The 25,523-nt window shown below is 64.8% G+C and carries 18 protein-coding genes; 4 read left to right on the forward strand and 14 right to left on the reverse strand.

Annotation, left to right across the window (positions count from 1 at the left end; all coding sequences use genetic code 11):
- Positions 1 to 29 precede the first annotated feature (29 nt).
- The 3 genes from B9N93_RS20460 to B9N93_RS20470 all read right to left on the reverse strand — a co-directional run bounded on the left by B9N93_RS20460 (position 30) and on the right by B9N93_RS20470 (position 5,901).
- The gene (locus tag B9N93_RS20460) at positions 30 to 1,919 is read right to left on the reverse strand and encodes a polysaccharide biosynthesis protein (RefSeq protein ID WP_085216051.1); all 1,890 of its coding nucleotides are present in this window, start codon (positions 1,917 to 1,919) and stop codon (positions 30 to 32) included.
- Between the two features lie 2 nt (positions 1,920 to 1,921).
- Entirely contained in the window at positions 1,922 to 2,950 is a 1,029-nt protein-coding gene (locus B9N93_RS20465) for an MraY family glycosyltransferase (RefSeq protein ID WP_085216052.1), read from the reverse strand.
- Between the two features lie 113 nt (positions 2,951 to 3,063).
- Positions 3,064 to 5,901, reverse strand: a complete 2,838-nt coding sequence (locus tag B9N93_RS20470) for a tetratricopeptide repeat protein (RefSeq protein WP_125469089.1) — start codon at positions 5,899 to 5,901, stop codon at positions 3,064 to 3,066.
- A 452-nt stretch (positions 5,902 to 6,353) separates the two neighbouring features.
- Here B9N93_RS20470 and B9N93_RS20480 point away from each other — a divergent pair, with 452 nt between their 5' ends.
- Positions 6,354 to 7,670, forward strand: a complete 1,317-nt coding sequence (locus tag B9N93_RS20480) for a M18 family aminopeptidase (RefSeq protein WP_085216055.1) — start codon at positions 6,354 to 6,356, stop codon at positions 7,668 to 7,670.
- A gap of 13 nt (positions 7,671 to 7,683) precedes the next feature.
- On the opposite strand, the gene B9N93_RS20485 is transcribed toward B9N93_RS20480, so the two are convergent.
- The 5 genes from B9N93_RS20485 to B9N93_RS20505 all read right to left on the reverse strand — a co-directional run bounded on the left by B9N93_RS20485 (position 7,684) and on the right by B9N93_RS20505 (position 14,233).
- Positions 7,684 to 8,079, reverse strand: coding sequence for a DUF6524 family protein (locus tag B9N93_RS20485; protein WP_085216056.1), 396 nt, complete (start codon positions 8,077 to 8,079; stop codon positions 7,684 to 7,686).
- Between the two features lie 110 nt (positions 8,080 to 8,189).
- The gene (locus tag B9N93_RS20490) at positions 8,190 to 10,502 is read right to left on the reverse strand and encodes an EAL domain-containing protein (RefSeq protein ID WP_176225352.1); all 2,313 of its coding nucleotides are present in this window, start codon (positions 10,500 to 10,502) and stop codon (positions 8,190 to 8,192) included.
- A 287-nt stretch (positions 10,503 to 10,789) separates the two neighbouring features.
- Positions 10,790 to 12,268 (reverse strand): RimK family protein, encoded by a 1,479-nt coding sequence (locus tag B9N93_RS20495; protein ID WP_085216058.1) that lies wholly within the window; start codon positions 12,266 to 12,268, stop codon positions 10,790 to 10,792.
- A 1-nt stretch (position 12,269) separates the two neighbouring features.
- Complete coding sequence (locus tag B9N93_RS20500) at positions 12,270 to 13,379, reverse strand: GNAT family N-acetyltransferase/peptidase C39 family protein (RefSeq protein WP_085216059.1); 1,110 nt, start codon at positions 13,377 to 13,379, stop codon at positions 12,270 to 12,272.
- The gene (locus tag B9N93_RS20505; RefSeq protein ID WP_085216060.1) at positions 13,376 to 14,233 is read right to left on the reverse strand and encodes a 23S rRNA (adenine(2030)-N(6))-methyltransferase RlmJ; all 858 of its coding nucleotides are present in this window, start codon (positions 14,231 to 14,233) and stop codon (positions 13,376 to 13,378) included. Before B9N93_RS20505 ends, B9N93_RS20500 begins: the two co-directional genes overlap by 4 nt.
- Positions 14,234 to 14,362: 129 nt before the next feature.
- On the opposite strand from B9N93_RS20505, the gene B9N93_RS20510 reads away from it, so the two are divergent.
- Complete coding sequence (locus tag B9N93_RS20510; protein ID WP_085216061.1) at positions 14,363 to 14,857, forward strand: hypothetical protein; 495 nt, start codon at positions 14,363 to 14,365, stop codon at positions 14,855 to 14,857.
- A gap of 14 nt (positions 14,858 to 14,871) precedes the next feature.
- On the opposite strand, the gene B9N93_RS20515 is transcribed toward B9N93_RS20510, so the two are convergent.
- From B9N93_RS20515 to B9N93_RS20540, 6 genes are all read right to left on the reverse strand, one after another.
- On the reverse strand, positions 14,872 to 15,300 hold the full coding sequence (locus B9N93_RS20515; protein WP_085216062.1) for a GFA family protein: 429 nt from the start codon (positions 15,298 to 15,300) through the stop codon (positions 14,872 to 14,874).
- A 127-nt stretch (positions 15,301 to 15,427) separates the two neighbouring features.
- Positions 15,428 to 15,784 (reverse strand): hypothetical protein, encoded by a 357-nt coding sequence (locus tag B9N93_RS20520; protein WP_368655821.1) that lies wholly within the window; start codon positions 15,782 to 15,784, stop codon positions 15,428 to 15,430.
- Positions 15,785 to 15,866: 82 nt separating this feature from the next.
- Complete coding sequence (locus tag B9N93_RS20525) at positions 15,867 to 16,343, reverse strand: DUF3124 domain-containing protein (protein ID WP_176225353.1); 477 nt, start codon at positions 16,341 to 16,343, stop codon at positions 15,867 to 15,869.
- Positions 16,344 to 16,375: 32 nt separating this feature from the next.
- The gene (locus tag B9N93_RS20530; RefSeq protein ID WP_085216065.1) at positions 16,376 to 17,134 is read right to left on the reverse strand and encodes a LytR/AlgR family response regulator transcription factor; all 759 of its coding nucleotides are present in this window, start codon (positions 17,132 to 17,134) and stop codon (positions 16,376 to 16,378) included.
- The gene (locus B9N93_RS20535; protein ID WP_085216066.1) at positions 17,115 to 18,170 is read right to left on the reverse strand and encodes a sensor histidine kinase; all 1,056 of its coding nucleotides are present in this window, start codon (positions 18,168 to 18,170) and stop codon (positions 17,115 to 17,117) included. The genes B9N93_RS20530 and B9N93_RS20535 overlap by 20 nt, the downstream gene beginning before the upstream one ends.
- A gap of 103 nt (positions 18,171 to 18,273) precedes the next feature.
- Positions 18,274 to 18,930, reverse strand: coding sequence for a thiopurine S-methyltransferase (locus tag B9N93_RS20540; protein ID WP_085216067.1), 657 nt, complete (start codon positions 18,928 to 18,930; stop codon positions 18,274 to 18,276).
- Between the two features lie 288 nt (positions 18,931 to 19,218).
- Between B9N93_RS20540 and B9N93_RS20545 the strand changes: the two genes are divergently transcribed.
- Together B9N93_RS20545 and B9N93_RS20550 are read left to right on the forward strand one after the other, a co-directional pair.
- The gene (locus tag B9N93_RS20545) at positions 19,219 to 24,462 is read left to right on the forward strand and encodes a PAS domain-containing hybrid sensor histidine kinase/response regulator (protein WP_085216068.1); all 5,244 of its coding nucleotides are present in this window, start codon (positions 19,219 to 19,221) and stop codon (positions 24,460 to 24,462) included.
- Positions 24,459 to 25,493, forward strand: coding sequence for an HD-GYP domain-containing protein (locus tag B9N93_RS20550; protein ID WP_085216069.1), 1,035 nt, complete (start codon positions 24,459 to 24,461; stop codon positions 25,491 to 25,493). Before B9N93_RS20545 ends, B9N93_RS20550 begins: the two co-directional genes overlap by 4 nt.
- The last annotated feature ends 30 nt before the right edge of the window (positions 25,494 to 25,523 follow it).

Raw genomic sequence — 25,523 nt, forward strand, 5'->3', positions numbered from 1 at the left:
AAAAGAGGCGAATTCTAGCGGCATCCCGTTCATAAGACAAGCTTTCTTCGCAAGGCCGCCGCATTTTCTCCCGTGGACTCCGATTCGTCTTTGGCCTGGGGCGTGGCTTGATACTCGGGCACCAAGGCTTTGAGCTTCTTGGCGATGGCGTCCTCGTCGAACACCCGGCAGGACTCGGCCAGTTCGCTCACGCTTTTGCGGATCACCCGGTGATCCAGCACCATGGGTCGGGCCAGCAAGAGCTTGGTATGCCCGGTGGGTGTGGGTCGCTCGTGGTCGAGGAACAATTCCTCGGTCACTTTTTCGCCTGGGCGCAGGCCGATGTATTCGATGCGGATATCCCGCTCCGGGCATTTCCCGCTGAGCTGGATCATCTGCTCGGCCAGATAGCTGATCTTGATCGGCTCGCCCATGTCCAGCACGAACACCTCGCCGCCCTGTCCCACCGCCGCCGCCTGCATGATGAGTTGGCAAGCCTCGGGGATGGTCATGAAATAACGGGTCACGTCGGGATGGGTCACGGTGACGGGGCCACCGGCCTTGATCTGCTCGCGGAACAAGGGCACCACGCTGCCCGCCGAATCCAGCACATTGCCGAAGCGCACGGTGATGAAGCGGGTTTCGGTCACGCCGTTCAGGCTTTGCACCAGCATTTCCGCCGCCCGCTTGGTCGCGCCCATGATATTGGTGGGGCGCACGGCCTTGTCGGTGGAAATCAGCACGAATTCCCCGACCCCCGCCGCCATCGCGGCCTCGGCCACGATGCGGGTGCCGACCACGTTGTTCCTGACCGCTTGCCGCGCCTGATGCTGCAACAAGGGCACATGTTTATAAGCCGCCGCGTGGAAAATCACCTGGGGCCGGTAGCGGGCGATGGCCCATTCCACCGAGGACAGATCGGTGACATCGCCCAACAGGGCGACGAAATTCAATTCGGGAAAAGACCTGAGCAAGTCCTGCTCGATCTTGTAGAGGTTGTATTCGCAGCGCTCGAACACCACCAGTTCGGCCACCGCGAAGCGGGCGATCTGCTTGCACAGTTCCGAGCCGATGGAACCGCCGCCGCCCGTCACCAACACCCGCTTCCCGGCCAGGTGGTTGCGGACGGCCTTGCGGTCGAGCCGGATCGGGGCGCGGCCCAGCAAATCCTCGATGGACACCTCCCGCAACGCGCCCGCCTGCCCGGCCAGCATGTCCTGCACCGAGGGCAGGGTCAGGAAGGGCACGCCCGCGCCCTCGCAGATTTCGACGATGCGGCGCATCTCCTTGTCCGAGGCCGAGGGCACGGCCAGCAGGACGGCGTCGATGCCGAGCTTGTCCACCAGGTTAGGAATGCGTTCGCAGCCGCCCTTGACCCGGACGCCCTGGATTTCGCTGCCGCGCTTGCCCGGATCGTCATCGACGAAAGCCACCGGCACGAACTGGGCATAATGGGTGCGCAACAGGTCGCGCACCAACATTTCACCCGCCTTGCCCGCGCCGACGATCAAAGCCCGCTTGCCCACCGACAGCACGGCGCGGCGATCCTTCCAAATCCGATAGAGCAGCCGGGGCGCGGACAGCAGCAAGGGCAACAACAGCACGTAAAGTAAGATCGCCGACCGCGGCACGCCATCCAAGCGGTTGACCACGAACAGGGTGAGCGCCGCCGCCACGATGCCCACCCCCGAGGCCTGGACGATGCGGACCAAATCGGGAATGGAGGCAAACCGCCAAATCCCCCGGTACAGCCCCACGCGCCAGAACACCACGGCCTGGACCACCATGACCCAGGGCAGGCAAACCAGGGCGGAATGCACCTCGTACTTGGGCGGCATCGACAGGTTGAAACGCAGCCAATAAGCGCCCAGCCAAGCCAAGGCCACCATGACCAGATCGTGCAGGAAAATCACCGTGCGCGAGCGCAGCTTGGAAACCATCTTCACCTCGTCCCGTGCGATAAGCCGGCCCCGAACCGGAGCGCCAGGGCCAACAAGGGCGCGTAGGCCATGCCCAACCATGCCCATTCCAGGGCGGGCCACCGCGCCGCCGCCCAGGCCAACGGTCCCAGCCAAAAGAGATTGATGGCGAGTACCGCCAGGGTCACAGGCCGGTGGCCATAGCGTTGCGCCGCGTGTTGATAGGCGTGGCTGCGGTGGGCCTCGTACCAGCGCTGCCCGTCCGCCATCCGCCGCAGCAGGGTGAAAGTGGCATCGACGAAGAACACGCCCAGCGCGATCAACCACACCGCGAGGCTAGGCCCGCCGGTCGCCGCCGTCCGCAGCGCCAGCACGCCCAGCAGGAAGCCGACGAAGCCGCTCCCCACATCGCCCATGAAGATTTTGGCGGGGGGCCAATTCCATAGCAGGAACCCGCCCGCCGCCGCCGCCAATGCCGCCGCCACCTCGGCGCTGCCCGGCAACACCGGGGCCGGGTCCAGCCCGATCAGCGCCGCCAGCGTGAAGCCGACGGTGAGGGTCTCGACGCCCGCGATGCCGTCGATGCCGTCCATGAAGTTGAACAGGTTCAACACCCAGACGATGAACAACAGGCCCAGCGGCATACCCAAGCCACCCAGCGCATAGGCTTCCCCGGCGAAGCGCAGTTCGCCGAAACCGCCCAGCCAATACAAGGCCCATCCGGCGGCGGCGAACTGGGCCAATAAGCGCCAACGGGCGGGCACATGGCCGTGATCGTCCCAGAACCCGACCGCAGCTACCGGCACAGCGCCCGCGAGGGCCATCAGCCAATCGAGGGACACCCAACCCAGTCCGTAGAGTTGGATCGTGGCAAGGACCAGGGCGGCGACGATCCCCAAGCCGCCGCCCCGCGGCGTCGGGACGCTATGGGAACTGCGGGTATTGGGCAGGTCCAGCAACCGTTTCAGCGCGTAACCCCGCACGGCATGGGTCGCGAAAGCGGCGACCAGGAACGGGAAAAACAGGGGTAAAAGATAGGAAAACAGGCTCATCTGGCGACTCGCAGCGCCTCCTGGGGCTGGAAACAGGCTGCATCATACCCGCAAAAGGGCGGGGGGATCACACTGGCGCTAGGGATAAGGGTGGCGGCGAGGGGTTTTCATCCCTATTTCGCCGCCACGGGTTCGGCCAAACGCCTGCGGGCTTCCTCGACCACCGCCGGATCGGCGTGCCGGGTTTGGATAATCTCCCGATATAAGGCCATGGCCTCGTCGCGCCGTCCCAAGCCCTCCAGCGCCCTGGCCCGATATAAAACAGCTTTGGTCCCATCGAACGAACGCTTGGGAAGCGTCAGATAAAACCAGCCTTTTTCATAATCGCCGAGTTCCACATAACTCCGGCCCATCCGGTAAATTGCCTCTTGATCGCTGGCATCCACCGCCAATTCGCGCTGGTAATTCTCCAAGGCGTCGGCGTGACGACCCATCGCCTCATAAGCCGAGCCGATATTGAAATAAGCGTTATCGTAGCGCCCATCCAGCGCCAAGGCTTGCCGGAATTGATCGATGGCTTCCTGATAGCGCCCGTTTTCCAACAAGCGATAGCCGTATTTATGGTGGGCCTTGGCGGTTGGGGTTTGACCCACCAAGGCTTGCCAATAATCCAAATTCGCCCCGCTATAATCCCGCAGATAATCCTGGGCAGCGGCCCGCACCAAGGCGCTCCAGCGGCGGGTGAGATAAGCCTCCTTGTCCAATCTTTGCTCGGCCTCGACCACCAACCGCGCTGGTTTCCATTCCCCCAATGCTGTCAAATAATCCCGCACATGCTCCAATTGCACCCGGCTTTCCAGCACCGCTTTGAAGCGGGGAATCCCTTTGTGCTTCAAGCGAGCGATCTCGAATTCCAAGGCCGGGAAATCCAAGGTATTGACCGGCACCGATTCCGGGTTTTCGACCAAGGACAAAGCCCGCCCGGACAACAGGTTATAGGGAATCCAGTCCGGCACGGTCAGATATTGACCGCCCAATTCCCGCCAGACTTCGGGCGCTTTGCTGGCGAGGCCGGTTTGCCGAAAAACCACCGGTTCGTCGCCGCAGAGGATCAAGAAATAGGTGGCTTTGACATAGAAGATCGAACAGTGCTTGAAAGCCGCGCCCAAGGTTTTGAGGATGATATTGATACCGGCATCGCCGATGCGCGAATCCACCCAGGTCGCATAGACACCATCCGGGCGTAGCTGGGTTTTCACCGCCCGGTAGAAGTCCAAGGTGTAGAGCTTGGCCGAGCTGAAATATAAGGGCGAAGTCACAGTATTTAAAACCAGCGAGTAAGCCTTGCCAACACCGCGTACATAATGGATGGCATCGTCCAGGACGATATTGACCTTGGGGTTATGGGCGATATCGTGGTTCCAGCGCTTGAGCTTGCCGAGATTGGCCCTCACGGCGGGGTTGATTTCCACGGCGTCGGTATGATCGAAGACCATGCCCACCACCGAGGCGGTGGCACCGCTGCCCAGCCCCAAAACCAGGGCCTCATCGGTGCGTGGCGAGAACATGGCGGCCATCAAGCCGACGATTTGCTCGGAAGAAGAGTTCAACGGGAAACTCACATAGCCATTGATGAAGAAATAGGGCTTATTGCCGATCCAGGTGATCGAGAAAATATCCTGGTGGCCTTTGAAGCGATCCGTGATTTTGAAGGAAGCGCGGGTTTTGGTGAATTCGGCGTGGGATTGGAAAGTCACGTAATTCATATACAGCAAACGCTCGTCCCAAACCCAGCGCTGCACGGCGAGCAATAACGCCGCCCCCGCCACGGCGAATTCGATTTCCTTGACGCCCAATCCCCGGTAAACCAGCCACGCCGCCCCGGACAAACCCGCCACCACCAACAATTGCACTCCATAATCGAGATAGGGATGCAGGGCGAATACCATCAACAGGAAACCGGCGCTATTGGCCAGGGCCGCGACGCACAGGAGATAACCCGATTCCTTCGCAACCTGGGTGGAGCGGATCAACAAAGCGGGCACGGTGGCGCCGAAACTGAGCGCGGGCAAGGCCATGAGCGCCAGCAGCAGCAGCGCCTTGAGCGCGGTGGCCGCGCCAGGAATTTCGCTCGCGCCCTGATAAAGCAGGGAATAGGCGGTCACGGCGGGTTCCACGGCGGCCAAAAGCAACGCCAAGCCGGCCAGATTGCCCAGCATCAGGGTGGCGAAACCGACCCGGAAGCGCTTGACCAGGGGCGTGCCCAGCGCGATGCCGAACAGCACGATGCCCAACACCAGGGCGAAGGTTTCCCGGAACGGCCCGAACATGAATTCGGCCAGCTTGACCATGAACAATTGGAAAATCGCCGAAGCCACCGAGGCCAGGACCAGGGCGGCGACCTCGCGGACGGGGAAAGCCCGCGATTCCGCCGCCGCCACCGGAGCCGGGCGCGGTTCGCCATAACCCAGACGCAGCCACACCGCCACCCCGAAATTGATCCCCACGAAGCCCAGCATCGCCCCGGAAATCCCGAACCAGCGCAGCACCGCGAATTCCAGCGCCACGGCGGTCACGCCCGCCCCCAGGTTGTAGATCGAATAGACCTGGGCGAAACCGGAGTCGTCGGCCTCGGTCGCCAGATAGCCCGCGAACAAGGGCACGCTGCATCCCACCAGGAACGCGGGCAACAGCAGCAAGACCACGCCCACCCCGACTTGCGCCCCAAGGCCGGAAGCGGCGGAAATCTGCCCGCTGTAAAGCAAGGTCTGCAAGCCCCCGTAACACAGCACGAAGGCCAAACCGCACGCGCCGATCCCGGCCTCGATCAACCACAGCCAGCGCCACAGCCGATGGGCGCAGGCCGAACCCAGGCCCGATCCCAGTAAGAACGTAATCAGTACCGCCGCCGAGACCGCGAATTGATCGCCGATCAGATTGCCCAGCAAACGCCCGTACAGCACCTCGTAGGAAATGCCCGCGAACCCGGACAACAACAACAGGCAGGGCAAGGGGTTCCTCGGCCAAAGCCGGGAAGGAAGCGGGAACGGCAGGGTCATGGGCGGGGCACGATGTTGGATGGGAAGAAGATTGTAGCGACGAAGGACACGCCAGGCATGATCTGGATAGGTGAAGCGGAAATGAACAAACCGGGCCCGGTGATCGATACGGATTGCTACGTATTCTTCGCGGCAAGCCGGGCCATTAGATTAATGGCCGTCCGGCAGTGGTCGATGATGCATCCCCCCCTTATCATCGACTGCCCCGTCCGGGCGCGGGAAATGGATATTTCCGCTATCTAGGCGTGCGTCGGAAGAGGGAGACCGCACAGTTCATACTGGAATGCGCTAACGGAACAAGGATGTTCCGGATTTTTCCGACGTGCTTCGCCTTTGCCCCGTCTCGCCGCTCCGGCGGATTCGGCGCTACACTGGCGGCTTTTCGCCGACCCGTCTAAACGCCCATGAATATCGCCCCGGAACCCCAGCGCCACGCCCAAGACCTCCTCGACTTCATCGACCACAGCCCCAGCCCCTGGCACGCCGCCGCCACCTTGGAGACCCGGCTGCTGGCCCAGGGCTATACGCCTTTGCACGAAGGCGGAACCTGGTCCTTGGTCCCCGGCGGCAAACATTATGTGATCCGGGGCGGTTCGTCCTTGATCGCCTTCCACATCGGCGACGGCGCTTTGCCCGAGCGGGGTTTCCGCATCGTCGGCGCCCATACCGATTCCCCAGGGTTGCGCCTGAAGCCCAAAGCCCCGCACAAGGTGGAGAACCTGTTGCGGCTGGGGGTCGAGGTCTACGGCGGGCCGATCCTGGCGACCTTCGCCGACCGTGATTTGAGCCTCGCGGGGCGGCTACACCTGCGCGGCCCGGCCCGCATCGAAACCCGCTTGCTGCGCTTCCCCCGCGCCCTGGCCCGGCTGCCCAACCTCGCCATACACATGAACCGCGGCGTCAACGAGGACGGCCTCAAGCTGAACAAGCAAAGCGAACTGCCCCTGCTGCTGACCGGCTTGCAGGGCGAAACCCAGCCGGAACCGCGTTTCCTCGGCTTGCTGGCGGAGCAGGCGGATTGCGCGCCCGAAGATATCCTGAGCTTCGAGCTGAATGTCTACGACACCCAACCGGGGGCGTTCTGGGGCGCGGCGGGGGAGTTCATCGCCGACGGCCAGATCGACAATCTTTCATCCTGCCATGCGGGCTTGACGGCCTTATTGGCGGCGGAGACCGGGGCGCATACCCAGGTGGCGGCGTTCTTCGACCACGAGGAGATTGGCAGCGAGAGCCACAAAGGGGCGCAGGGCGGCTTCCTGGCCGATGTGCTGGAACGGATCGCCCACGGCCTGGGGCTGGACGCGGCGGATTACAAACGGGCCTTGGCCCAGGGTTTCCTGGTCAGCGCCGACGCCGCCCACGCCTACCATCCCAATTTCCCCAACGCCTACGAACCGGCCCATGGCCTCAGGGTGAACGGTGGTCCCGCCGTCAAGATCAACGCCAACCAGCGCTACGCCACCGACGGCCTGGGCGAGGCGCGGTTCATGCGGTTGTGCGAACAGGCCGGGGTGCCCTATCAAAAATACGCCCACCGCACTGACCTCGCCTGCGGCTCCACCATCGGCCCCATGACCTCGGCCCGGCTGGGCCTTCCGGCGGTGGATTGCGGCTGTCCGATGTGGGCCATGCACAGCGCCAGGGAAAGCGCCGGGGTATTGGACCAGGCGTGGTTCGCCCAGGTGTTGCGGCAATTCCTGGGCGTGGCCGAACTGCCCTGATCCGGCCCCGCGGCTATCCGTGGTCATGCCCCTCGTCGATCTCGACCTGCCCCGACATGCGCCGCCAGATGTGCGCCCAGGACATGCCTATCGCCAATACAGCGGCGATCAACACCAAAGCCACATAGGCCATGACCTCGCTCTGGGCCGATAGCCACCCCAGGTCGAATAGCAGCCAGGCCAGCGAACCCAGGAAAGCCCCGGCCAACACGATGCCCAGGAAGCCGAGCGATTCCAGCGTGGCGTGCAGGAACAACACCCAGCCGATCAACAACACCACGCCCACGAACGCTTCCGGCGCACCCCATCCGGTTGCCGTCGCCCAGCGCACATAGTTCCACGGCGAGGGATTCCAGGTCGCGAACACCAGGACCAGGGAGGCGAGGAAACGAAGCGTGAAACCGAACATGCGATGATCTCCGATGCGCCAAAGCCACGCAGTTTAGGGGGAAGGATGCGCGGCTGGCAACGCGGCGGGACAATACTTGGCATGGAGCGGATCGAAAATTCCCCGGCCATTCAAACCGCCAACATCCGGGCGATCTCGTCGGCGGGCGCGGGCCGGCCATAGAGGAAGCCTTGCGCCTCCCCGCAACCCTCGGCCAGCCATTCGTCACGCTGCCGCTCGGTCTCCACCCCCTTGGCGATAATGCCCAGGCCCAGGGTGCGCCCGACGGCGACGGCGGCGCGGGTCAGGCCGGAACCCGTCGCCCTGGCTGCGCCCAGCACGCCCCGGTCCAGTTTCAAGCGCCGCACCGGCAAACTCGCCAGCAGCAGCAGCGAGGTCGGGCCGGTGCCGAAATTGTCGATGGCGACGGCGACCCCGAGCCGGTTCAAGGCGTCCAGCGCCGCGGTCAATTCCCGGTCCTGGGTCGCCAGCGCGGTTTCGGGGATATCGATCTCCAGGTCGGCGGCGGGCAGGCCGGTTTCTTCCAGTATCCGGCGCACCGTAGCGCCGAAATCCCGGCAGCGCAGATGCGATTCCGCCACGTTGACGGTGATGCGCCCGAAGTTGAGTCCCGAATCCAACCAGCGCCGTCCCTGGGCGCAGGCCCGGCGCAACACCCAGCGGTCCAATTCGGGCATGAAACCGCCGCGCTCGGCGGCGGGGAGGATGCCGTCGGGGGCGATCAAGCCGCGTTCGCCATGCTGCCAGCGCACCATCGCCTCGACCCCGACCACCCGGCCGCCTTCGATTTCCACCTGGGACTGATAGCACAGGCTCAACTCGTCGCGTTCGATGGCCCGGCGCAACTGGTTTTCGAGACCCACCGCCCCGGCTTCGCGCTCGAACCAGTCCCCGGCTCCACACCAGATGGGTTCGGCGGCGGGCATCCCCGACACCAAGGCCAGATAGCGGGCCGGCGCGCCCCGCCCCGACGCCACCGGGCCGACCCGGAGTTCGCGGGCATGCAGGCTGCCATTGCGGCCCTGGTGCAAGACCGTTCCGCGCCAATCCCGCCCGGAATCCACGGCTTCCCACAAGGCGCGGAACAAGGGCGCGGCGGGACCGTGGTCCACCCAACCCGCCAACTCGGAACCGAGCAAGGCTTGCTCGCCGCACCCGACGATCTCGCAGAAGGCGTGGTTGGCCTCGACGATCCCGCCCGCCGCCGAGATGACCAGCACGCCTTCGGTGGACTGTTCCATCAACGCCCCCCACAGTTGGTCGCGCTCTTCATGGCGCAGCGTCCCGCTCAGATCGCGGATACTGAATAGCTGGCCGGCCAGCGCCAGCCCATCGAGTTCGAGCGGGCTGCTGCCGAGCAACACGGGAATCCCGAAAGGGTTGCGCGGGTCTTGGGCGGCGAGGGCCAAATCGCCGCCGCGGCGCTTCAACCAAAAGCGCGGGATCGGCGCGGCGTTGTGCGTATTCAGGACCGCCTCCAAGGGATGGCCCAGGATTTCCGCTCTATCGCGCCGGAGCAGCTCGGCCAAGGCCCGGTTGGCACGGACCACCCGGCCCGCGCCGTCGAGGATCGCCACGGCGTCTTCCCCGGCATCGGCGATGGCCCGCCATTCCAGCCCTTCCTGGACGGCGTGGGCCGGCGCGGACCCGGCCTGTTCCCGCCCCAGGCCGCGCAAAAGATCGTGCCGGCTCAAAAGACCCACGATCCGGCCCAGTCCGTCCACCATCACCAAGCGCCGCACGCCCGGTTCCCGCAGCGCCGCCAACGCCGCCGCCGCCGCGCCATCGACCGGAAACACCGGCACCTCGCGCCCCATGCGGGCACTGGCCGGGATCGTCGCGAGGTCCACGCCGTATTGGATCAAGGGCGCGATATCGGTATCGGCCAACAGGCCCGCCGGCTTGCCGCGCCGCTCCACCACCACGCAGCCGATGGCGTGGCGGGCCATGTGCCGGATCGCCAGCAACAGGCTGTCGGTTTCCTTGACCGTGACCACGGCGCGGCTCATGGCCTGTTCCGGCACCGGCAGCCGGTCGGTGAGGGTATCCACCAAGCCCCCCCAGCAATCGTCCAGGCCGATCAAGCCCGAGCAATGACCTTCGGCATCCACCACCGCCCGGTGGCAGATGCCCTGCTCGATCATGGCGGCATAGGCCGTGGTCCAGTCCTCCCATGCCCCGGCCACCGGCACCGGGGAGTACATCAATTCGGCAATGGCCACCTCGGGCAGGTTGCGGTAGCGCAGCGCGGCGAACACGCATTCCCGCAGCGTCACCAGCCCCAACAGCCGCCCGCCCTGAGCCACCAAGGCCGCGCCACCGCCGACCGCCCGCACGCTCCGCAACACCTCCGCCACCGGGGTTTCCGGCTCCACCGTCAACGCCCCCGAACAGGTCGCCTGTTCCGTTGTTTTTATCATCATGGCCTCGTTTGATTCCCGCCATTCCTGGAATGGCCCACGCCTCATATCGTAAATATCGAATATCCACGCACCATTGATTTTCATCACAGTTTCGCCGATCCAGAGCGTAATCTGAACAATACAGGATGAAAAGCTCCGGCCCGGCACCGCCCGGTGCGCCCAGCCTTTACAACGCAAGAATTGCTTTGAAATCAAGAGGTCATGGTCGCCAAGCGCACGGGATAGGGCTGGCGACAGGTTGTGGAGCGCTGCGGGAAAAGAGCGTATTCACGGAAACCGGCGGCGGCTCAAGCCCGCCGCCGGGCTTCAAGCCGCCGGACGAATTCGCCGACCAGGCGGTCGTACAGTTGGTCGCCCAGGATTTGATCCTCGATCCCGGCGTCGAGGTTGGGGTTGTCGTTGATCTCGATCACATAAACGCCGTGCCCGTCCTGCTTCACATCGACGCCATACAGGCCATCGCCGATCAGTTTGGCGATGCCGAGCGCGGCGTCCAGCACGGCCTCCGGCACGGCAGCCACCGCCAGGGTTTTGAAGCCGCCCTCCACCGCCCGTCCCGACGCCTCGTGCTTGACCACCTGCCAATGCGACCGCGACATGAAATATTGGCAGGCGTACAAGGGCTGCCCGTTCAAGACGCCGATGCGCCAATCGAACTGGGTGTACAAGAATTCCTGGGCCAGGATCAAATCGGATTCCTTGAACAGGCGCTGGGTCAAGTCCTGGAATTGGCGGGGATCGTCGGCCTTGAACACCCCGCGTGAGAACGAGCCGTCGGGGATTTTCAGCACCAGCGGGAAACCCAGGCCCTCGCCCAGCTTGGCGAGTTCCGGGTCGCCCTTTTGCAAGATGCGGGTGGCGGGAGCGGGGATGCGGTGGGCGGCCATCAACTCGGCCAGATAGACCTTGTTGGTGCATTTCAGGATGGAATCGGGGTCGTCGATCACCACCAGCCCCTCGATCTGGGCCTTGCGGGCGAAACGGTAGGTGTGATGGTCGATGGCCGTGGTTTCGCGGATGAACAGGGCGTCGTATTCGGCCAGGCGTTCGTAATCGCGCTTTTCGATCAAGGCCACGTCCACGCCTTGCTTCTTGCCGGCCCTGGCGAATTTGTGCAGGGCCAGGGCATTGGAGGGCGGCAGTTGCTCGGCGGGATTGCGCAGGATCGCCAAATCCCACCGGGCGGTGCCGCGCTGGCGCAAGGCCCGCCATGGCTTGGCGAGATAGCCGTTCAGCGCGTCGATGAAGAATTGGCGGTGCGGGCCGGAAGCCATGCCGTTCAAGGGCAGGGCCTTCACGGTGTCGATCAGCCATTTGCCGTGATAGCGGAATTCCACCTTGAGCAGCGGGCAGGGGAACAGGTCGAAAATCTGCCGGGCCAAATCCTGCAAGGCCGGGTCCGCGCCGCGCCCGAAGAAGATCGGCAATTCGAATTCGTCGCCCGGCCCCGCTGGCCGCTTCTTGAGGCTGCGCTGGATCAAGCCGTCCAGGTCTTCGGCGTTGAGGCTGTAGATCGATTTGCTGCTGAGGCTGGCCAGGGTCCGCACCGAAGGCAAGACCCGGTGGCTGCGGGCCTCGGCCAGCAGCGAACAGTAATAGCCGGTGCTGAGATAGCGGTAACTCCGGCACAGGTTGATGACCCGCAAATCCTTGGCCTTGAGGTATTCCGGCCTGGACAGGTAATCCCGCGCCGCCACCACCCGGATATTGGGATAATCGGGCTGCCAATCCTTGAGGCTTTCGACGACGACGAGGTGTAGGGCCATGCTAATGGCGGCGGCGCTTGCCCGGTTTTTTCAGGATCAATACCGCCTTCTGCCCGGTCTTGCCGTAGCGGGCCATGCGCTGGAAATCCTTTTTCAGGATGGGCAGGTTCACGCAGTCGGTCAGGGTCTTGCCCGCCTCGGTATCGACATAGGGATCGTGCAGATAGAAATAGAGTTCGTCGTAGCCTGTGACCACGATCCAGTGTGGGAATTTTTCTTGGTAAAGACGATAAGAACTAATCAGTACCACCGGGATGCCGCCCCGTTCCATCTGCTCTTGCAATTCCATGACGTTCAGGGCGCCGTGGACGATCCGCACCGGCAGGGTCCGCAATTCCTCCAGGAAATCCTCCTGCACCACCTGCATCACCTCGCGCTTCTCCGGGTCGCGCACCGAGGTGATGAACAAGGCACCGTCGTCGTTGACATAGACCTCGACCTCGAAGCCCCGATGATAGGCCGAGAGCGCCATGCCATACGGCCCGCAGCCGCCGTGCCCCGAAGTCATGAACACCGTGGTGGCCTCGCGCCAGATGCGCAGTTCCAGCTTGCGGCTCAGTTCCAACTCGGGCTGCAAGGCTTTCATGCCCATCATCAGCGAAGCCGGGCCGCAGGTGAAATCCAGGGTCTGCTGGTAATACGGCACGCGGGCCAGTTCCGGGTTGAGGTGCGGGGCCAGGGTTTTCTCGAAGCGCAGGGCCGAGGCGTGGTCCTCGTAATAATCCGGCACGATTTCCAGATAGCGGTAGCCCAGTTTCTCGAACAGCTTGAGGGAAGGCGGGTTGTCGCGCCGCACTTCCAGGCGGAGGGCGATGCACTCGCGTTCCAAGGCCAGGGCTTCGCAGCGCTGCACCAAGGCGGCCCCGATGCCGCGCCGCAACCAAGCCGGATCGACGGCGTAGGAATACAAGCGGGCCAGTGAGGTGCCGGTGTGAAACAAGGTCGTGGCATAACCGCACACCGCGCCCCCCTGCTCGTAGACCAAGGTGGCGGCATTGGCCTTGGTCAGCAGGTAGCGGAAATTGCGCCGGGAAATGCGGTCGGTCTCGAAGCTGGTGTTCTCGATGCGGACCAGGGTTTCCAGGTCTTCCAGGCGGGCGGGGCGGATCATTCGGCACCGCGCTCCCGCTCCCCGGCCAGCCATTCCACCCGCCAGCGGCCTTGCCCGCCGGCCGCGAGCCGCTCCCACAACCAGGGCAAAGCGGCCCGCAATTGCTCCTCCAACTGCCAGGGTGGATTGATGACGATCATGCCGCTGCCGCTGAGGCGGAACGGCTCGTCCGGCAATACCGAGAATTCCGCCAGCAGCACCTTGGGAATCTCCAGCTTTTTGAAGCGGCGCAGGAAATCGTCCGCCGTGGCGCGGTCTTGGATCGGATACCACAGAGCGTAGATGCCGGTGGCCCAGCGCTTGTAGCCTTCGCGCACCGCCTGCAACAAGCGCTTGCGCTCGTCCTTGAGTTCGTAGGCCGGGTCGATATGGACCAAGCCGCGGCGTTCGGGCGGCGGCAACAGGGCTTTCAAGCCTTGGTAGCCGTCCAGATGCTCGACCCGCACTTGGCGGTCGCCCGCGAATTCGGCTGCCAGGAGGTGGGCCTCGTTGGGATGGAGTTCGCACAGGGCCATGCGGTCCGGGTCGCGCAGCCAGGGCCGGACGATGCGCGGCGAACCCGGATACCAGCGCAATTCCCGGCCCGGATTGGTGGCGCGGACGGCGTCGAGGTATTCGCGGATGCCGGCGGGCGGACTGGGCTCGTCCCATAGCCGCGAGATGCCGCTTTCGTGTTCGCGGTTTTTGCGGGCCATTTCCGAATGGAGGTTATAACGGCCCGCCCCGGCATGGGTGTCGAGGTAGAAAAACGGCTTGTCCTTGTGGAGCAAGGCCCGCACCAGGAAGCTCAAGGTGAGGTGCTTGAAAACATCGGCGTGGTTGCCGGCATGGAAGGCGTGGCGATAGCTGAGCATGGCGCGGATGTCGGTGACGGCGGAAACACGCTTTCGACGCGATTCCTGTGGTAAAAAACGCGGCATTATAACGCCGGGGCGGACGATCCGCCGTCCGGCCCCGATTCCGCTTGGACCGCGCCCATATCCATGAATCCCTTCCTATACAAAGCCCATCCCCTGCTCCACCGGCTGATTTCCCTGTTGCTCGACCCCACCAGCGCCACCCCGGCGGACGCGCTGGCCTTGGCCGCCCTGATGCTCGGTCTCAACCTGCTGTGGGTGCCGGCCTTGCTATGGGCGGCGCTGAAAACCGATAGGCTCCGGCTGTCCTTGCCGCTGGCCTATGGTCTGGCCTTACCCGCCAGCCTGTTGTATACGCCCATGCTGTTGACCGTGGTCAGCGATGTGGCCGCCCATGGTTTCAGGTTCCAGGAACGCTTCCTGCTGGTGTTCGCGTTGTTCGTGGTGTCGCAGACCCTGGCGGGGCTGTATGCCTTCGCCCTGCGCCACCGGCCCAGCGGCTATCCTGCCGGACTCATGACGGGCGAAACCATCGCGCTGTTCATGCTGTTGTATTCGCTGGTGATGGCGGCGGGCTTGCTGGGACTGGATACGGTGTTCGGGATTTTCCGGGGGCTGTAGCGGAGCCCGCCCGATCATGCGGACCGATGGATTGGCGGCGGTGCGGGTTGCTGTTCCACCCGCTCCAGCGCCGGGTCGAGGCAGGCCCAGCCAGGGGCGCTCGCGGCCCATATATTCATGCCGGGACGGAGCGACGACGGGTCGTCCAGGTTGCCGATACGCACCATCCGAAACTGGGGCCGGGCGGAGGATTGCGCGAAGAGCTGCGTGCCGCAAGCCGGGCAAAACTGGCGCGTGACCACATTGCCGCTATCGGCCTGCTTGATATATTCCGACAGCGGCCCCGCGACCACCAGCGCCTCGGCGGGCACCATGGCGTTCACGCTGCCATTCGCGGCAAGGTGCTGGCAATCGCGGCACCAGCAAACCCGGACCGCCAGCGGTTCGCCCACCAGCGTGAAAGTGACGGCACCGCATAAGCAGCGCCCGGTTCTTTCGATCATTCAAAACCTCCTTTCGGTTAAATCAGACATCCAGCGACCCAACCCGGATGGAAAGCGGTGGAATCTTGGGCATTGGGGTTTTCCAGCGGCCTATCCTCCCCTAACCCAAGGGCTTTATCTTAACCCATCACAAAGCATGCTTTAAAAAAGCGAAGCCAACCCCTATAAAACCCAAGGTCGTAATCACAAAGCTGGCCGCCGTATAAATCTTCCAGTGGGTTTTATTCCAAAAATCCGGGTCAAACGCGGCGATGACAAAAACCGTGGGGTTGGCAAAACCGCCAATCGCCACACACCAGCATGCGAACACGGGCAAATCGATGCCAGCGCCATAAAAGGCCAAATTAAACAACGCCATCAGGGCATAATCGACATGCGCCCTAATCATGGTCTTATAATCGACCAAGAATTTTTTATCTATGCCCTCTATTGGAAACCACCGGGCAAACGTCATCAGCCACGCCGACACGATCAATGCGGTCATACAAAGAACCGCACCCACTAATAAAACCGCCATCAACCCGCCTTTTTAATTAATCAAAGTTTATCCAAGCCCGCAAGCGATATTACCGCCGCTCTTCCAACACCCGCGCCGGACTATTGAACGCCAAGCCCTGGTTATAACTGCTGCTCACCATCAAGGCTTCGACCACCGGCGCGGACACCGGCTTATCGCTTTCCCATTCCACCAGGAAACTGGCGCTGATGCCACCGCTGCGGTCGGATTCCTTGACGATGGCCTCGGTGGACGCCATCGGCCTGAGGGTTTCGCCCTGCCTGAGGTAGGCACGCACCAAGCTCCCGGTAGCGCTGTAGTAATCGATGCGCTTCAAGCGGATGGCATGGCCGCGGTCGGTATTGCGCAGGCTCAAGGTGGCGGTCAGGTTCAAATCCACGCCCTTGTCGCCATAGGGCACCTCGGAATACACCGGCACATACAGCAATTGTCCCCGCACCATGGCCGGAGCCTCGGCCCCCGCCGCCAGCGGCGCGGCCAATACCACCCCGGCCACGACGGGCCGGAACCACCTAGGAATCTTCATCGCGACCTCCAAAACCGGGACAACCCACACCATCACGGCACCAAACCGCCGATTTGCCGGAAGCGCTCGCGCACGCCGGGCAGATGGCGGCGGCTGACTTCCAACAACTCCGCCACGCCGACCAAACGCATCCCCATGCCGCCCTCGGGCAGTTTGTGCAAACCCTCGACCCGGTCCACCGCCACCAGGGCGTTGCGGTGGATGCGGATGAAGCTCTCGCCGAACTCCCGTTCCAAGGACACCAGCGAATCATCCAGCAGCGCCTCGCCCTCGTCGAAGCGCACCGTGGTGTATTTGTTGTCGGCCCGGAAATAGGCCACCGCCGCCAAGGGCACCAAGCGCAATTCGCCATGGCGGTAGACGCACAAATGCCTGCGGGCGGGCCGGCATTCAGGCGGCAGGGCTTCGGCCAGCTTGCTCCAGGCTTCGCCGGTGAAGCGCTTGGCCTTGGACAGGGCGGCTTCCAAGCGCTGCTTGCGCACCGGCTTCAACAAATAATCGATGGCGCTCAGTTCGAAGGCGTCCACCGCGTAATCGTCGTGGGCGGTAGCGAACACCACGGCGGGCGGCTCGGCCAGCTTGGAGATTTCCCGCGCCGTGGCGATGCCGTCGAGCCGGGGCATCAGGATATCCAGGAACACCAGGTCGGGCGCGGCCTTGGCGATCAAGCGCAGCGCCTCGCCGCCCTCGCCGGCCTCGCCGACGATTTCGGTGGCGGGGTCGATCTCCGCGAGCAGTCCGCGCAGCCGGTCGCGGGCCGAGGGTTCGTCGTCAACGAGGAGGATTTTCATGTCCCGCACCTTGGTAGGGAATGACGATGCGCACTTGATACCGGCCATCGGCCTGGCTGGTATACAAACGGGCGCGGTTGGGGAAACAGCTTTCCAGACGGGCCTGTAGGTTCTCCAGGGCCACGCCGTTGCCGGGCCGGGAGCGGCGGACCACCTCTTCCGGCAAGCTGTTGAGGATGCTCAGCACCAAGCTGCCACGGGCCAGACGGCCCTGGATTTCGATTTTGCCGCCGTTCAAGGCGGGTTCGATGCCGTAGCGGATGGCGTTCTCGACCAAGGGTTGCAGGCTCAGGGGCGGCAGCAAGGCGTCGCCCGGCGCCTGCCGCATATCCCAGGCAACCTTGAGCCGCGGTCCCAGCCGGTATTGTTCTATCCCTAGATACTGGCGGGTCAGGGCGATTTCCTCCGACAGCGGCACCAGCTTGCCGGTTTTCTTGAGGATGGCCCGGAACACCTCGGCCAAATCCAACAGCAATTCCTCGGCGGTGGCCGGTTCCTTGCGGATCAGGCTGGCGATGGTATTGAGGCTGTTGAACAAAAAATGCGGCTGGACCCGCGCTTGCAGGGCATCGAGCCGGGCGATGGATTCGGCCCGGATTTGCGAGCGCCAGCGCGATTGCACATATTGGTGGCGCAACCAAGCCAGGGTGACCAGGGCGCTGATGGCGAGGATGCGCCCATAGAACGCCCAGGGTTCCAGCCCGGTGCCTTCGGGATAGCCGATCCGCGCCAGCCCGGCCTGGGCCGCGCCGCCGACCGCCAGCGTCACCAGCAATACCGTGGCGAAAGCCGCGGCCCCCGCCCGGAACGCCCGCCACGCCTCCAACCAGCGCCGCATCGCACACAACAAAGCCGCGCTCAGCCAAGCGATCCAGGCGATGAACAAACCGCGCAGCCCCACCTCGGTGAGGAAATCGTAGCGCGGCGAAAAATCGGCCAGGGCCAGCACGAAGGCCAGCAACAAACTGCCCAGGATCAGCATGAAGGCCGTGGTCAGGGAGCAGAAATCGGGCAGGAACGCTTCGGGGGTTTTCATCTCCGCCGCCTTGGGCCTCGGGGTGGACACAGACAGCGGGAGGCTCCAACAAATATGGGTCGGTTGTCAATCGATATGAACGGTCCCAGGCCGGGGCGCGGCCTCAACCAGGGGTGCGCAGACGCCACGCGGTTTCGTTCAGGGCGGTCAAGCCCCGCGCCCGGAGTGCCGGACTATCGGCCAGGGCGTCGAGGACTTCGAGCGCGGCTAGGGCGCGGCGCGGACCGTACAGACGTTCGACCTGGGCCGCCGGGGTGGAAAACGGCGGCCCCTGCATTTCCCCGGCGGGATAGTCCAAGGCGATCAGCAGGATGGGCGCGGCGGCGACCAGGGCCAGTAGATGCTCGGCGTAGGCGGGCTGGCGCTCGGGCGGCAGGGCGATCAGCGAGGCGCGGTCGTACACCGCGCCGATGGCGGGCAGGTCGGCGGGGGTGAGCGCGAACAAATCGCCCTGGTACAAAGTGATGCCCCCGGCCTCGAACACCCGCAGCGGGCCGCGCTCGGCGACGCGGGGTTCCAGGCCGTTCTCGGCGAAGAACTGCCCGACCGCCAGGGCGCTGAGTTCCACCCCCACCACGGGATGGCCCAAGCGCCGCAGATACACGAGGTCCAGGCTCTTGCCACACAGGGGCACGAACACGGCACACCCCGCCGGGGCGTCCAGGGCGGACCAATGGCGTTCCAACAAGGGGTTGACGCCGTCGAGATGGAAGCCGATTTCCTGGTTTTGCCAGCGGTCTAGCCAGAATTGTGGGTCCATGGGGTTGATCTCCAAAGTTCGGGGGACGGACGGGGCGTATCGGCAGCAAGTTTCAGCTTACTGTGCCGGGCAATAATACAAAACCCCCGTGGGAACTGTTTCATATTCAAAACTTCCAAAACCAGTGCCGCGCTTCGATCCGAGGAATATCAAAAGCCAAATACGCTTAAACCGCTAATATATACATAAAACCGACCCTTTGGTTATAAGCTCGCGGCGACCGACCCAGGCCGATGGCCGTTCCGCCGCGCAGGTCCACCCGCTTCCCATGCCAATAGCCCGCCCGCCATGCCACTCCCACCCCCAACCTTGGATACCCGCCGCCCGACCCTGGGCATCGCCCTGGTCATCGCGCTGGCCTTCGCTGTCTTCGCCCTGCTGAGCCACACCTGGGTTTCCCGGCTCGGCCAGGACTGGTACGACTATCACCACAACGCCCTGCGCGCCGCCCGGCAGTTGGAGAAAATCCGCACCGCCTGGGACTACGGCGGCTTCGTCCACCATTTCAAGGATTGGGTCCTCCACCGCGACCCCGGCGATTACGACCGGGCCGGGGCCGCCCTGCAAGCGCTCTACGCCGCCATCGACGGCTACGAGCGGCTCAAGCCCGATGCGGAGGAACACGCCGACCTGGACCAACTCCGCATCGGCGTGGACCAGTACGCCGCCCGCCACCGCCGCTCGGGCCTGCCGGAAAACCGCGGCCTCCCGCCGTCCGAACTCGTCCAGCGGGTGGGCGTGCCGGACCGGGACCCGCTCGGTGCGGCCATCGCCCGGCTCCAAACCCATATGGACGAACAAGCCGCCCGCCAGGATGCCAAGCTGGCCCACAGCCTGGACCGCCTGGGCACCTTGATCGCGGCGGGACTCGGCTTCCTGCCCGCCTTCCTCCTGGGGGGCGTCTCGCTGGCGCGGTCCCAGCAACGCTCGGCACAATTGGCCGAGAACCTACGGCATTCCGCCCAGCGCCTCGCCGAGAGCGAGCGCACCTTCCGCCACCTGGCCCAATTCTCCCCGGTCGGTATTTTCCGTTGCGATGCCGGAGGCGATTGCGTCTATGTCAACGAGCGGCTGGCACAGATGACGGGCCGGGCCGGGGACGCCCCGCCCGTGGGGCCGGATTGGCTGGGCGACCCCCACCCCGAGGACCGCGGGCGGGTGCGGTCGGCTTGGGACGGGGCGGTGGCGACGAGGACCGAATTCCGCGAGGAATACCGCTTGCTCCGGGCCGGTGGCGGTATCGCCTGGATCATCGCCGAGGCCCGCCCCGAGCGCGACGACGACGACGCGGTGGTCGGCTATATCGGCACCTGCACCGAAATCACCGAATCCCGCCACCTGCAAATCTGGCACGAGCATTTCTTCGCCCTGTCACCCGACCTCCTTTGCATCGCCAACCTGGACGGCTATTTCCGCGAACTCAGCGCCTCCTGGCACAGCACCCTGGGCTGGACGGCGGAGGAACTCCGCGCCCGGCCCTGGCTGGATTTCGTCCATCCTGACGACCGCTCGGCCTCCGAGAACGCCCGGCTGCGCCTGCTGGAAGGGCGACGGGTACACACCTTCGAGAACCGCTACCAAACCCACGAAGGCGGCTACCGCTGGCTCAGTTGGCATGCGCTGCCCTTGCCCGAGGAAGGCGTCTGCTACGCCGTGGCCCGCGATATCACCGAGCAAAAACGGGCAGAGGATGATATCCGCCGCCTCAACGAGAACCTGGAACGGCGGGTGGCGAAACGCACCGCCGAATTGGCGGCGGTCAACGCCGCCCTGCGCGTCAGCGAAGCCCGCTTGCAGGCCATCCTCGACAACACCCGCACCGTGGTCTTCCTCAAGGATTTGCACGGTCGCTACCTGCTCGCCAACCGGCGCTACCTGAAACTGTTCCAACTGGCCCCGGACCAAGTGCTGGGCAAAACCGACCAAGATTTGTTCCCCACGGCCACCGCCGCCCACGTCCAGGCCAACGACCTGGCGGTGGTGCGGAACGGGATGCCGATGGAATTCGAGGAAACCGTGCCCACCCCGGACGGCGTGCCGCATATCTACATCAGCATCAAATTCCCCTTGCGCGACGAGCAAGGCCAAATCTACGCCGTGGGCGGCCTCGCCACCGATATCACCGAGCGCAAGATGGCCGAGGCGGCGCTCAAGGCCAGTGAGGTACGGCTGCGGCTATTCCTCGAACACGCGCCCGCTTCCATCGCCATGTTCGACCGCAAGATGCGCTATCTGGCGACCAGCCGCCGCTGGATGACCGACTACAGCCTGGGCGACCGCGATATCACCGGACGCTCCCACTACGAGGTCTTCCCCGAAATCCCCGAGCGCTGGAAGGCCATACACCGCCGCGGCCTGGCGGGCGAGGTGCTGCGTTCCGAGGAGGACCGCTTCGAGCGCTGGAACGGGGAGGTGCTGTGGCTGCGCTGGGAAATCCAGCCCTGGTACGACGGCGGCGATACCCCGGCGGGACTCGTGATTTCCAGCGAGGATATCAGCGGGTACAAACGCGCCGAGCGCGACCTGCGCCTGAGCGAAGAACGGCTGAAACTCGGCATGGAAGTGGCGGGCGTGGCGCTGGCCGAGATCGACTACGTCACCGGCCTGTGTCATCTCTCCGCCGAGGCCGCGCACCTGTTCGGCCTGGGCCTGGAGCCCGCCGTCCTGTCGCGCGCGGCGCTACACACGGTGTTCCATCCCGACGACCAGGCCGAGTTGATGGACCATATCGCGGCCTGCCTCGATCCCGGCGGGCCGGGCTGGTTCGCCATGGAACACCGGGTGGTCTGGCCCGATGGCTCGGTGCGCTGGCTCAGGGTGCGCAAGCAGGTGTTCTTCGCGGACGAGGGCGCGGCCCGCAAGCCGGTCCGGGCCATGTTGGCGGCGCTGGACGTGACGGTGGAGAAAGCCGCCACCGCCGCCGTGGCCGCGAGCGAGGCTTTTGTGCGCGGCGTGCTGGACTCCCTGCCGCAACAGGTGGTGGTGCTGGACGAAACCGGCGAGATCCGCGCCGTCAACGAGCCTTGGCGCGATTTCGCCAATACCCACGGTGCCTCGGAAAGCGCCGTGTCGATGGGCACGAACTACCTCGACGTGTGCCGCCGCGCCGCCACCGGGGGCGACCCCTACGCCCAGGAAGCCCTGGACGCCCTGCAAGACCTGCTGGCCGGACGACGCGAACACTGCGTGCTGGAATATCCCTGCATCGGGCCGGAGCGCGAGCAATGGTTCCTGCTGCAAGCCCGGCGGCTGTTGTATAGCCGTCCCGGACTCATCCTCAGCCATATCGATATCTCCGAACGCAAACAGGCCGAGGAAGCGCTCCGCAACCAGGAGGAACGCATCCGCACCGTGTTCGAGCATGTGGTGGACGCCATCATCACCATCGATTCGCACGGCCTGATCCATTCCTTCAACCCCGCCGCCGAGCGGATTTTCGGCTACCGCGCCGAGGAAGTCCTGGGCCGCAACGTCGGCCTGTTGATGCCGGAAGCGCAGGCCGCCGCCCACGATGGCTATATCAAGCGCTACCTGGACACCGGCGAGGCCCACATCATCGGCCTGGGCCGCGAGGTGCTGGCCCGCCACCGGGACGGCCACGAACTGCCCTGCGATCTCGCGATCAGCGAGTTCCACATGGGCGGCGAGCGCTATTTCACCGGCGTCCTGCGCGATATCACCGAGCGCAAAGCCATGCTGGCCGCCCTGGCCCAGGCCAAGGAGGAAGCCGAGCAGGCCAACCAAGCCAAATCGCTGTTCCTCGCCAACATGAGCCACGAAATCCGCACCCCCATGAACGCCATCATGGGCATGACGGCGCTCTGCCTCGCGGCCAATCCCAGCGAGCAACAGCGCAACTACCTCGCCAAGATCGGCAACGCTTCCGAGTCCCTGCTGCACGTCATCAACGACATCCTGGATTTCTCGAAGATCGAGGCGGGCAAGCTGGATATGGAGGAGGCGCCTTTCGTCCTCGCCGCCGTATTCGAGGGGCTGGCCTCGATCCTGGGGGCCAAAGCCCAGGAACGGGGCTTGGCACTGGTATTCCACATCGCCCCCGGACTCGATCAAACCCTGGTCGGCGATGCCCACCGGCTCAACCAAGTGCTGGTCAACCTGGTCGGCAACGCCATCAAATTCTCCCGCCAGGGCCAGGTGCGGGTGGATGTGGACGAATTGGCCCGCGAGTCCGGGCATATCACCCTGGTCTTCACGGTGCGCGACCAGGGCATCGGCATTGCCGCCGCGACCCAGGCCCGGCTGTTCCAGCCGTTCAGCCAAGCCGACGCCTCGACCACCCGCGGCTTTGGCGGCACCGGGCTGGGATTGGCCATCAGCAAGCGGCTAGTGGAAATGATGGGCGGCGGAATCGAGGTCGAAAGCGCGCCGGGCCAGGGCAGCCTGTTCCGTTTCACCGCCCGCTTCCGGCTGGGCGATCTGGCGTCCGTTCCCCTCCCGCAACCCCCGTTCGCCCAAACCCCGGAAGGCGCGGCCCTGGACCAAAGGCGCGGCGCGGATATCCTGGTGGTGGAAGACGCCGACTTGAACCAGGAAGTCATGCGCGAACTCTTGGAACGGGTCGGTTTCAAGGTGCGGCTGGCCGTCAACGGCGCGGAAGCCCTGCGGGCCGTGGCGGAGGCGGTGCCGGATTGCGTGCTGATGGATTGCCAAATGCCGGTGATGGACGGCTTCGAGGCCACCCGGCGGCTGCGGGCGGAAGGCTACGCGGAACTGCCCATCGTCGCGCTGACCGCCAACGCCATGGCGGGCGACCGCGAGCGCTGCATCGCCGCCGGGATGAACGGCTTCGTCACCAAGCCGGTCAACCTGATCGAACTGCTGGACACCCTGGTCCGCTGGGTGAAGCCACGGGCCGCGCCGCCGCCCGCCCAGTCTCCCGCCGTGCCGGGGGGGCCGCCCCTGCCGGAGTTGCCGGGCATCGACACCGGGCAGGGCTTGGCGCGGATAGCGGGCCACATGGCGGCCTACGTCAAGCTGTTGCGGCGCTTCCGCGACCAGTACGGCCCGGAATTCCGCGCCGACCTCCAGGCGGCGCGGCGGCGCGGCGATTGGACGGAACTGGGCCGCTTGGCCCACACCCTCAAGGGCACGGCCCTGACCCTGGGCATCGCCGAACTGGGCGGCTGGGCGGCCCGCCTAGAGCAAGCGCTGCGGTCCGGCCAGACGGAACTGGCCGCGCAATGCCTGGACCCCCTGGAACAGCGCCTGAAAACCGTACTGGCCGGACTGGCCCGGCTCGAATCCTGGACGGAGACCGCAGCGCCGCCGCCCGCCGTGGCCGATCCGGTGGAATGGACGCGGCTATGCCGGGAACTGGAACACCTGCTGGAAGAACATGACACGGCGGCCCTCGAAACCGTGACCGCGCTCGCGCAAGCCATGCGCGGCAGCGGCTTCCACAGCGAGATCGCCGCCATCGCCGGCTTAATCGCACACTATGCTTTTAACGAGGCGCGGGAACGGCTGACGCGCCTCATCCCCCTCCTTCCCGGTCCTGGAAACATCCTATGAACAAGCCCTCCCTGGAAACCTTGCTCTTGGTGGACGACTCCCCACAAATCATCGATGTGCTGGGGGAAATCCTACGTCCCCGCTACCGGGTCAAGTTCGCCACCAACGGGCCCGACGCCCTGGCCCTGGCCCGGAAAGCCCCGCCCAGCCTGATCCTCCTCGACGTGATGATGCAAGGCATCGGCGGCCACGAAGTCTGCCGCCGCCTCAAGGCCGACCCGCGCACCCGCGACGTGCCGGTGATCTTCATCACCGCCAGCGACGCCGCCGCCGACGAACAACTGGGCCTGGAACTGGGCGCGGTGGATTATCTGCACAAGCCGCTCAATCCGCCCCTGGTGCTACAGCGGGTCCGCATCCACCTGGACCTGCACAACCAAAACCTGGCGCTGGAAGCCAAGGTGCGCGAGCGGACCCGGCAACTGGAGGAAACCCGCATCGAGATCGTGCGCCGCTTAGGCATGGCCGGCGAATACCGCGACAACGAAACCGGGATGCACATCGTCCGCATGAGCCATACCGCGCGGCTGCTGGCCCTGGCGGCGGGCGTGCCGGAACGGCAGGCCGAGGTGCTGTACCAAGCCGCGCCGATGCACGATATCGGCAAGATCGGCATTCCCGACCGCATTCTGCTCAAACCGGGCAAGCTCGACCCGGACGAGTGGGAGATCATGAAGCGCCATACCTTAATCGGGGCCGAGATCATCGGCCAGCACGATTCGCCGCTGCTGCGCACCGCCCGGCTGGTGGCCCTCACCCACCACGAAAAATGGGATGGCTCGGGCTATCCGCACGGGCTGGCCGGGGAAGATATCCCGTTGGAAGGCCGCATCGTGGCCCTGGCCGATGTCTACGACGCCCTGACCAGTCAACGGCCCTACAAGCGGGCCTGGCCACCCGCCGAGGCGTTCGCCTTCCTCCAAGAGCAGGCGGGGCGGCATTTCGATCCCAAGCTGACCGGCTTGTTCCTGGGGCTGGAAGCGGAGATCATGGGCATCAGCGCCACCTACCAAGAAACCTCCGGCCCGTAGCCCCGGACCCTGGCGCCCCCTTCCCAACAG

The sequence above is a fragment of the Methylomagnum ishizawai genome (genome assembly GCF_900155475.1).
GTDB lineage: Bacteria > Pseudomonadota > Gammaproteobacteria > Methylococcales > Methylococcaceae > Methylomagnum > Methylomagnum ishizawai_A.